Source organism: Pseudomonas sp. SCT (assembly GCF_003864275.1).
GTDB classification, from domain to species: Bacteria; Pseudomonadota; Gammaproteobacteria; order Pseudomonadales; family Pseudomonadaceae; genus Stutzerimonas; species Stutzerimonas stutzeri_AE.
The window spans coordinates 208,595-217,523 of record NZ_BDJA01000008.1; the positions used below are offsets into that span (position 1 = coordinate 208,595).

The 8,929-nt window shown below is 63.5% G+C and carries 8 protein-coding genes; 1 reads left to right on the forward strand and 7 read right to left on the reverse strand.

The annotated features are described in order from the left end of the window. Positions 1 to 175: 175 nt before the first annotated feature. From BHD08_RS19305 to BHD08_RS19335, 7 genes are all read right to left on the reverse strand, one after another. On the reverse strand, positions 176 to 1,342 hold the full coding sequence (locus BHD08_RS19305; protein WP_125024360.1) for a DUF1615 domain-containing protein: 1,167 nt from the start codon (positions 1,340 to 1,342) through the stop codon (positions 176 to 178). A gap of 175 nt (positions 1,343 to 1,517) precedes the next feature. Continuing rightward, positions 1,518 to 1,754: a DUF2790 domain-containing protein gene (locus tag BHD08_RS19310; RefSeq protein ID WP_014820223.1), complete on the reverse strand. Its 237-nt coding sequence runs from the start codon at positions 1,752 to 1,754 to the stop codon at positions 1,518 to 1,520. Between the two features lie 283 nt (positions 1,755 to 2,037). After that, the gene (locus tag BHD08_RS19315) at positions 2,038 to 2,973 is read right to left on the reverse strand and encodes a LysR family transcriptional regulator (protein ID WP_125024362.1); all 936 of its coding nucleotides are present in this window, start codon (positions 2,971 to 2,973) and stop codon (positions 2,038 to 2,040) included. 19 nt (positions 2,974 to 2,992) lie between these two features. Continuing rightward, positions 2,993 to 4,465, reverse strand: a complete 1,473-nt coding sequence (locus BHD08_RS19320; protein WP_125024364.1) for an efflux transporter outer membrane subunit — start codon at positions 4,463 to 4,465, stop codon at positions 2,993 to 2,995. Continuing rightward, positions 4,462 to 5,361 carry an HlyD family secretion protein gene (locus BHD08_RS19325; RefSeq protein ID WP_125024366.1) on the reverse strand — a complete coding sequence of 300 codons (900 nt, stop codon included), beginning with the start codon at positions 5,359 to 5,361 and terminating at the stop codon, positions 4,462 to 4,464. The genes BHD08_RS19320 and BHD08_RS19325 overlap by 4 nt, the downstream gene beginning before the upstream one ends. A 3-nt stretch (positions 5,362 to 5,364) precedes the next feature. Then, entirely contained in the window at positions 5,365 to 5,568 is a 204-nt protein-coding gene (locus tag BHD08_RS19330; protein WP_014820227.1) for a DUF1656 domain-containing protein, read from the reverse strand. Continuing rightward, complete coding sequence (locus BHD08_RS19335) at positions 5,565 to 7,631, reverse strand: FUSC family protein (protein ID WP_125024368.1); 2,067 nt, start codon at positions 7,629 to 7,631, stop codon at positions 5,565 to 5,567. The genes BHD08_RS19330 and BHD08_RS19335 overlap by 4 nt, the downstream gene beginning before the upstream one ends. A 165-nt stretch (positions 7,632 to 7,796) precedes the next feature. Between BHD08_RS19335 and BHD08_RS19340 the strand changes: the two genes are divergently transcribed. After that, positions 7,797 to 8,729 carry a helix-turn-helix domain-containing protein gene (locus BHD08_RS19340; RefSeq protein ID WP_125024370.1) on the forward strand — a complete coding sequence of 311 codons (933 nt, stop codon included), beginning with the start codon at positions 7,797 to 7,799 and terminating at the stop codon, positions 8,727 to 8,729. The last annotated feature ends 200 nt before the right edge of the window (positions 8,730 to 8,929 follow it).

The window sequence follows — 8,929 nt, forward strand, 5'->3', positions numbered from 1 at the left end:
TAATTTCAATGTGGTGAGATGCAGCGGTCGCCGGCTATACCATTGAGGCGCGCGGTCGCTGCCTGATTCGGCAAATATTGGTGGCGAGATTGACCGTATTACCGATAAATAGCGGACATCCAGCCTTCATGGCTGGCCATTGCCGCCGTAGCCGCCATGGACTTGCATGCTTTCACTAGCTGCGAGCGCGCTTCATGCATGCGAGGTGCCGATCGTTGACCCGGTTGGCGAACCAGGCGGTGGTCAGGTTGCGGGTGATCTTCGGGCTCTCCAGCCGGATTCCCGGCAGCACCGCCCGAGGCAGCGCCTTGCCGGCGCGCTTTTCGGCCAGCGCGAAGACCTTTTCATACAGGTCGGTTTTCTCGAAACCATGGGTATCACCGCGCTCCAGCGCATTGCGAATCGCTGTCTCGCTCATGTCCAGCTTGCCCGCCAGCGCGCGAACCGCACGCTCGGTCTGGCCGGCCTTGCTGCTGCCGTGAATGATCAGGTCGCCGTCGAGGGCCAGCTTGACGCCACTGGCACGGCTAACTGCGGCCTGAAACGCGGCGTTGCGACTGGCGTACCAGCCGGCATTGAAGTCGGCGAAGCGGTACAGCGGTTCGCGATAGCTGGTCGGGTAGTCGAGCAGGTGGGCAATACCGAAATACATGCCACCGCGACGCGTGAAGACTTCGTCGCGAATCGAACCTTTCCGTTCATAGGGGTAGGTCCACCTTCGGTCCTCGGCAAAGGCGATGCTGACCTGCATCGGACCACCGGTCTTGACCGGATTGAGCGTGCCGAACAGTTGCTTGCCGAGCGGCATGATGCCGAGGAAGTCATCGAAAATCGCACTTAGCTGCTCTTCGGTGCGCACGGCCGCGAGACGCTGGCTATAGGTCTTGCCGTTGGGTGACTTCACGTCCAGCGCCGCATCCACCATGAACCGCGGAACGTGCAGGCGGCCGGCACGGAGGTAGATTTCCTCTCGCGCAATCTTCGCCAGGCCGGGCACGGGCGGGGTCGCCTTGAATGTCGACTCCTGCACGGTCACGGCCAGTACCGAGCAGATGTTCTCATCGTTCGGCGGGATATCCAGCGCATCGAAGGCTGCGTAGATGTCCCGCGCCCAACCTTGGCGATCGGGAATGTTGGCGGGAATCAGACGAGCGATCTTGGCCCGGACTGCTTCCGGCTTGGGCGCCGGAATCTCCGGCTGCTGGGTGCCACAACCGGCAAGACCCAGCACCGCCGCTGCGACGATTGCCGCCAGGAGCGAGTGGCGAACTGGTCGGGTAGCGAAAGGCCGGCCGGATGGGTCCGGGCACGCTGTGCGGCAGGTTGAAAGCGGAATGGTCATGCGGTCCTGAATGTGATGGGTGCCTTGGGCTCGGACAGTAAAACAGCCGAAACCGTTCTGGCTCTTTCAGAAACCGCCTTTCTAAACCGTTTGGCGCGCTCGCCGAACACAAGCGTGCGCCACGTTGTGACACGCCGTCATCGGCGTACGCCTAAACGCACCGGCCCGCGCCGCCCTAGAAATCGTGGCAGTCAGGCCCTTGGCGCAGGTACGTCGTTTCGTGGGTTTCGCCCTTGGAGTCCACATAGGTCATCCGGGCCGTCACGACCTCGCAGCCGCCGGCAGGTACGTCCATGGATATGACCTTGGCGATGTCGAGTTTGTCGCCATATTGATAGGCCTTGGGTTCATCGGCGGCATACGCCAACTGGGCACTGAGGGCCAGGCCGGCAATCCAGATCAGTTTGTTCACAGATAACCTCCAGAGCGCCTGCTCGCCCAGATCGTTGTGACGGCGAGGGCAGGCATTTCTTTGCATGCAGCGCCCGCAGGATGGCAGGCGTCGGGAAATAAACGAGGCTGCCACGAGGGAAAGCAGCCAAAAGGTGGCAGGACGGCCGATCGAAGGAGCACTCGACCGAAGAAGGAGCGGACTGCTTCTAGCGTCCGTTGCCACCCGTGGATTTTAGTGGGCGACCAGAAGGGGAAAAACCGCGCCAGCGGTGAAGCACCTTTACCCGCCGCGCAACAATCGTTCAGGCCCAATGCGCCGGGTTCTGCAGGATGCCGTGATAGCTGGCGAATGCGCGTGGCAGCTCCAGGGCGAGAAAGTCGACCCAGGTCTTGATCTTCGCGTCGAGAAACCGCCGGGACGGGTAGAGCGCGTGGATCTGCTTTTCCTGCAGGCGATAGCGGGGCAACAGGCGCAGCAGTGCTCCGCGCTGCAGGGCCGGAGCAGCGACATAGTCGGGCAGCAGGCAGATACCCATGCTGGCTTCTGCTGCGCTGGCCATGGCCTCAGCAACGTTGACCTTGAACGCTTCGCCAGGGCGAATCACGTCCTCGATACCATCTGCGAAGAAGCGCCATTCATCTGCGAATACCGGGTCCGCCAGGCGCAGACAGCGGTGCCGCTGCAGGTCGCTCGGCTGCCGCGGCACGCCATGCTGCTCGAGATAACCGGGCGCCGCACAGACAACGTTGCCAACCTCGCCCAGCCGCTGGGCGATCAGCTCCGAATCAGGCAGCTCGCGGGAAAGCGTGATGATGACGTCGAGGCCCGCTTCCAGCAGGTCGGGCTGATGTTGCGAAAGGGTCAGGTCGAGGCTGACGTCGGGATAGCGCTCACCGTATCTACCCGCCAGTCCCGCCAGCAGCTGGATGCCCAGACCGGTCGTAGAGTGCACCCGCAGGCGCCCGCGCGGAGTCAGATGCGCCCCGCAGGCTTCTTCCTGCGCCTGCTCCAGTTGCGCCAGGATCTCGCGCGATCGGTCGAGAAAACGCGCACCGACCTCGGTCAGCGCCAGACGCCGCGTGGTGCGGTTGAGCAGGCGCGCGTGGAGGTGGTTCTCCAGCTCAGCCACCAGGCGGGAAACCTGCGCGGTGGAAGTGTCAGTCAGCTTCGCCGCGGCGGTGAAGCTGCCAGCGTCGACCACCCGGACGAATACCCGCATCGCTTGCAACATGTCCATCGAGTAAGGCCTCTGTGGGTTATTGGCCAGGCACGCCCGGCGATGGATTTTCAGCGTGCGCCGATGCGGTTTGCGTGCCTTGCCAGCCGCCGCCCAGCGCGAGGAACAGGTTCACCTGGTCTTGCGACAGTTGGGCTTGGGACGCCGCCAGGGCGGCTTCGGCCGTTGCGAGGGTGCGCTCGGCGTCGAGGCTGTCGAGATAGGCCAGTCGTCCTTCCTGATACAGACGGCGCGTGTGGTCCGCGGCGTCTCGCGCGGCATCGCGCGCTTCGCGCAGCGCTTGGTCTCGATGCAGGTCGTGAGCGTAGTGCGTGAGCAGGGTCTGAGTTTCCCGCAGTGCGTCGAGCACAACTCCGTCGAAGCGGGCGAGGGCGGCAGCGGCTCCGGCCTCGGTGGCGCGAACGCGCGCGCGATCGACCCGAGTCGGAAAATGCCAGCTGATCGACGGGCCGAATTCCCAGCGGCGGGTTACCGGATTACCGAGGTGTTCGAGCATTCCGGTGTAACCGGCCGCAGCGCCGAGACTGACCTGCGGATACATCATCGCCGTGGCGACGCCGATCTGTGCCGTAGCGGAGGCGAGTGCGCGCTCGGCCGCACGGATGTCCGGGCGGCGCTTGAGCAGGGCGGTGCCATCACCCAACGGAATCGCCTGGCGCAGCTGCGGTGCGTGACTGCAGGCGGTAACCGTCTCGGGAAGGGCTCCGGGCGAGCGACCGAGCAGGGCGGCGAGCTGATACAACGCGGCCGCCTTCTTCGATTCGAATGGCGGCAGCTCGGCACGCAGAGCCTCCAGTTGGGCGTGGGCGCGAGACACATCGACTTCGTTGCCACGACCACCTTCGAACAGACGCTCGGCGACATCCAGCTGTTGCCGCTGAATCGCCAGTGAATGCTTCGCTATCGTCAGTTCCTCGCTGGCATGACAGGCCGTCATGTAGCTGCGTACCACCCCGGCCACTGCAGTTATGCGGGCCGTGTCGAGCAGCGCCGCACTGACGTCGGCATCGGCCCCCGCAGCTTCCGCGGCGCGATGCAGCTGACCGAACAGATCGAGCTGGTAACCCACGCTGAGGCCGGCGTCGGCGAGGTTCATCACTGGAAGTTTTTCCTCCAGGGCCAGGGCTTCGCTGGACAGCTGGCCGCGTGCAACCGAGCCGTTGCCGCCGACCACGACCTCCTGCGCGTGGTGTGCCATCTGGAAGCCCTCATAGGCGCGACGCAGGTTGTGATACGCCTGGCGCACGTCGGCATTGCCGATCAGGGCTTCACTCACCAGCTGGTCGAGCGTCGGGTCGTCATAGAGCTGCCACCAGTCGTCCGGCAGCGGCGCCTGTCCGACCCGCTCGTTGCCGGCCAGATCGAAGGACTTCTGCGCAGCCGCCTGCAAGGCCACAGCTTGGTCTGGCACGCGGTAGTCCGGGCCAACCGCGCTGCAGGCGGCGAGCAGCGCAGTCAGCGCGAACGGCAGTGCGTATGCCGCGCGACTCATTGGCTGACCGTCGCCGATTTGTCGCGCGGCGACGGCAGCACTGACAGCGTCGCCGTACGGCCGACCACCAGGCGGATGTTGCTCTGCTGGCCTTCGTCCAACACCACGCGAACCGGAATTCGCTGCGCCAGGCGCACCCAGTTGAAACTCGGGTCGATATTCGGCAGCAGCGAGTTGCCGCGCACACGGTCGCGATCCTCGATGCCTGCGGCGATGCTCTGCACATGGCCGCGCAGATGCTGCGCTTCGCCCATGATGTGGATGTCCACCGGCTGCCCGATCTCGATGGCGTGCAGCTTGGTTTCTTCGAAGTAGCCTTCGACGCGCAGTGAATCGGTATCGACGATAGACAGCACCGGCGTACCGGTTTTCACGTAATCGCCCACGCGCATCGTCTGGTCGCCGAGATAGCCATCCACCGGGCTTAGCACGGTGGTGCGTTCGAGATCCAGATGCGCCACGCCAAGGGTGGCTTCAGCCGTGGCCAGGGCGGCAGCGGCGCGCTTGACCTGGGTGTCGCCAATCTCCACGGTTTCCGCAGCGATCAGGTCTTTCAGCATCCGATTACGCCTGGCTTCGCGTTGCGCTTGGTCCAGCTGAGCGCGGCGTTCGAGCACTGTGGCGCGTGCTTCGTCGACCGCCAGTTCGAAGCGTGCCCGGTCGATCAGGAACAGCACCTGGCCGCGGTTGACCTTCTGGTTGTCGCGCACGTGCAGTTCGGTCACCAGCCCGGAAACATCCGGTGCGACCTGAATGATGTCGGCGTGCACGTGGCCGTCGCGGGTCCAGGGTGCCTCCATGTAGTAATCCCACAGGTGCAGGCTGACGACGACGGCGATGACGACCGCCAGCAGGGTCAGCAGCACCGAGCCGGCGGCGGGTATCCATTTCTTCACGATTCACATCCGGGGAAGGAGATTGAACAGGGCACCGAGCACGATGATGTACAGGGCGAGGTTGAACAGCGGCGGATGCCAGACCCATCGGTAGAAGCCGGTGCGCTGCAGCACGGTGGCGAGCAGGCTCTTGATGCCATAGGCGGCCAGCATGGCAACCAGCAGGACCGGCACATAGACGCCATACACATCGAGGTGACCGGTCATGCGTACGCTCCAGCGGGGGAGAGGCCGGCTGCGGGTGGCGGGCCTCCCGGTGCCGCACGCACGCTGGCCGATGCGTCGGCGAAAAGCGCCAGCCGCAAGCCGTGCACCACCTGCGCCGCCCGGTGTGCGCTGGGCGAAGCATCGCACTGCAAATCCAGCAATGCGGCCTCGAGGGCGTCGCGTAAGGGCTCCGGTGCCGGCAGTTGCCTACGCGCGGTGGCGCACGCAAGGAAATGCGCGCGGATCATGCCCAGCACCGGCTCCAGCTTCTGCTCGATGGCGGGTGCCGGCCGCAGTTCACGCAGTTCCAGCAGGCGAAAACCGACACGCAGCTCGCGCGTGGCGTCATTCAGCGCCAGGCGATCGTCATCCAGCTGAGCCAGGCGTGGCAGCAGCTGGGCGATACGGTCGATGAAACTCGAGGCATCATCGGCTTCGTTGCGCCAACGTCGCAGGTCTGCCAGCGCCGCCAGGCTCAGCCAGCCGTGGCGTACCAATCGCCGCGCAGCCCAAAGCGTACCGAACGGCCGGGTCAGGCGAGCCCAGACGAACGCGAAGAGCACGCCCAGCGCAGTGGACAGCGCGATGTCGGCAAACAGCTGGAAATCGGCGCGGTAGCTGTCCTGAAGGGTGATGTTGGAGATCGTCTGCACCGCAATCACGATCACTGTTCCGGCGTGTTGCGGTCGACCGGCGAGGGTGCCGAGCAACAGCAGCGGCACGGCGAGCAGGATGGCCAGGCTGCCGAAATCGTGCACGTTGGGCATCAACGCGAAGAGGTAGACGCCGGCAGCCGTGGAGGAAATGAGCGTGGCGACCAGAAACGACTTGATGAACGGCGCCGGATTGTCCTGACTGGCGAAGAAACAGCCTGCCACCGCGGCGATGAACACGCCGCTATAGCCGTGCTCCCAACCGGAAACGAACCACAGCATGCTCAGACAGAACACCGACAGCGCTACCGAAGCCGCGGTGAATGCCAGTAGGCCGTAGTCATAGTGGCGTGGCCCGCCGACCAGTTGCTGTACGTGATAGCGCAGCGCCGGTGCCGCCTCGGGATGGCCCTCATGGAACTGCTGGTAGAGGTCGAGGCAGTCCTGCCACAGGTCGATCAACGCGCCTAGCTGGCGCAGGCCGCTGTCGATCGCCAGGGCATGCGCCGGATGGCTGTCGCCCAGCCAGGCTGCCAGCTGCAGGCTGCGTTCGCGCAGATGCTCGCCGTGCCCAGCCTCGGCATCGGACTGAATCCAGCCATCCACCTGCTGCAGGTAATCCACCAGTTCCGGCAGCAAGCCCTGTAGCTCAGCCTGAAGCCGGTGCAGCGAGTCCGCGGTGGAGATCAGCTGCGGCATCAACATCGCCATACGCGCGCGAAATTCGCGAGCATGGACGGTGGAGAGATGACTGCTGCTGTCGTTGCCCAGATGGCTGATCATTGCGTCCAACCCCATCACATCCACCAGCAGCGCATTCAGCGCACGTTGGTCGGCTTCGCCCAGGTGCTGGGTATTGAGCATCCGGCTGACGGCACCGCGCCCATCGCGCAGCAGCAGGTGCATCTTCGCCGCGAGGGTCGGCGCGATGCGGCTGGGAAACAGCACGGCGTTTACCACGCTGGCGCAGACGATACCGAGCAGAATCTCCTCGGAACGCGCCAGGGCGACATCGAAGATGGTCGATGGGTGATTGACCTCAGCGAGACTGATCAGCGGCACCGTATAGGCGGCGAGTAGAAAGATGTAACTGCGTGGCGAGCGGTCCAGCAATGAGAGAAAGAGCAGGGCACCGATCCACAACGAGATCGCCAGGCTCAGCATCACCGGTTGCTGAGCGAACGTTGGCAGAAGCACGACCGATGCGGCTGCACCGAGCAGCGTGCCTAGCGCGCGATAGATCGCCTTCGAACGTGTCGCCCCGGACAGCGGATGCGACACGACGTAAACCGAGGCCATGGCCCAGTAAGGGTTTTCCAGCGGTATCGCCAGAGCGATGTACAGCGCAAGCAGGGCGGCAATCAGCGCCTTGGCCGAAAACAGCCATTCGCGCCAGGTTGGCATATTCATAGAGTTCGTTTTTTGGGGCGTGGGCCAGAGGCGGGAGAGGGCGCGGCCGTCACGCTGCAACACAGATGGTTACATTTAACGTCAAAGACGTATGACAGACTGAACAACCACTAGGACGATTAATGCATTTTTCCGCGCCGGATACCGGCACCACGGCAGGAATTCATGAGCAAACGCATTCCCAACTACGCTTTGTACGGCCAGGCTGCATTGCCCGTATGGCAGGACCTGTTGCATCTGGAATGGATCAACGAACGCGGCGACATGCATCAGCGCGAAATCAAGCCGCATCAGCATGACTCACTGTTGCAGATCGTCTATGTACGAAGTGGCGAGGGCGAAGTTTCCCTGGAGAACAGCCGAATGGGCTTCCGTGCGCCGTGCCTGATCCTGCTGCCGCAGCGCACCGTGCATGCTTTTCGCTACAGTCCCGAAACCGACGGGCCGGTCATCACGGCAGCACAGCGTCCGCTGGAGTCGATGGCGCGAATTTTGTCCAGCGACCTGCTGGCCTTGATGCAACGTCCGGCAGTGGTCCCGCTGCCGTGGGATGCAGACGGTGAAGAGCCGATATGGCCGCTGATCCAGCTGATCCAGGCGGAAGCGCACGGTCAGGAACGCGGCAATGTCGCTGCCGGGCATGCGTTGTTGCTCGCGCTACTCGTACATGTCGTCCGGCTGGAGCCAGTGCCAATCACTCAGCCAGCCAATGGCAGGCGGTCCCAGCTACTGAGCCAATTTCGCGAGTTGGTCGACACGCATTTCAGACAGCATTGGCCGCTTGGTCTGTACGCCGAAGCGCTGGGAATCACTCCAGCCACACTGGGCCGAGCCACCCGCGAAGGTCTGGGTGAATCACCGACAGCGATCATCAGCGAGCGAGTCGTTCGCGAAGCACAACGTCAGCTGGCGTATACCGCGCTCGACATCCAGCAGATCGCCCGCGACCTGGGATTCGACGACGCGGCATACTTCAGCCGTTTCTTTCGCAAGCAGACCGGACTCAAACCCAGCGAATTTCGCTCGGCGTTTCGGAATGCGGAAACTATTCAGCCGAACAGCCAGCATGCGCAGGCAAAGCATTCACCTGAGAGCTGAAGCGCTTTGGATATTGAGGCGAAAAGCTGGAGGTGATCTGGTGGTGTGGGTAACGTCTAAGGCGTAACGTAGATTTCGCATAATGAGAATGGCTTTATGTTGAGCGTCGTCTGGAAACTGCCTCCGGCTCCAGGCGGCGCGTAACATAGGGCCGATTATGCGATGCGCTATCGACCTCGAAACCCGCCTGATCAAAACCG

Coding starts and splice junctions, on each gene's coding strand:
- BHD08_RS19305 (WP_125024360.1), bottom strand. CDS start 1,342: ATGACCATTCCGCTTTCAACCTGCCGCACAGCGTGCCCGGACCCATCC.
- BHD08_RS19315 (WP_125024362.1), bottom strand. CDS start 2,973: ATGGACATGTTGCAAGCGATGCGGGTATTCGTCCGGGTGGTCGACGCT.
- BHD08_RS19330 (WP_014820227.1), bottom strand. CDS start 5,568: ATGACCGGTCACCTCGATGTGTATGGCGTCTATGTGCCGGTCCTGCTG.
- BHD08_RS19340 (WP_125024370.1), top strand. CDS start 7,797: ATGAGCAAACGCATTCCCAACTACGCTTTGTACGGCCAGGCTGCATTG.
- BHD08_RS19335 (WP_125024368.1), bottom strand. CDS start 7,631: ATGAATATGCCAACCTGGCGCGAATGGCTGTTTTCGGCCAAGGCGCTG.
- BHD08_RS19320 (WP_125024364.1), bottom strand. CDS start 4,465: ATGAGTCGCGCGGCATACGCACTGCCGTTCGCGCTGACTGCGCTGCTC.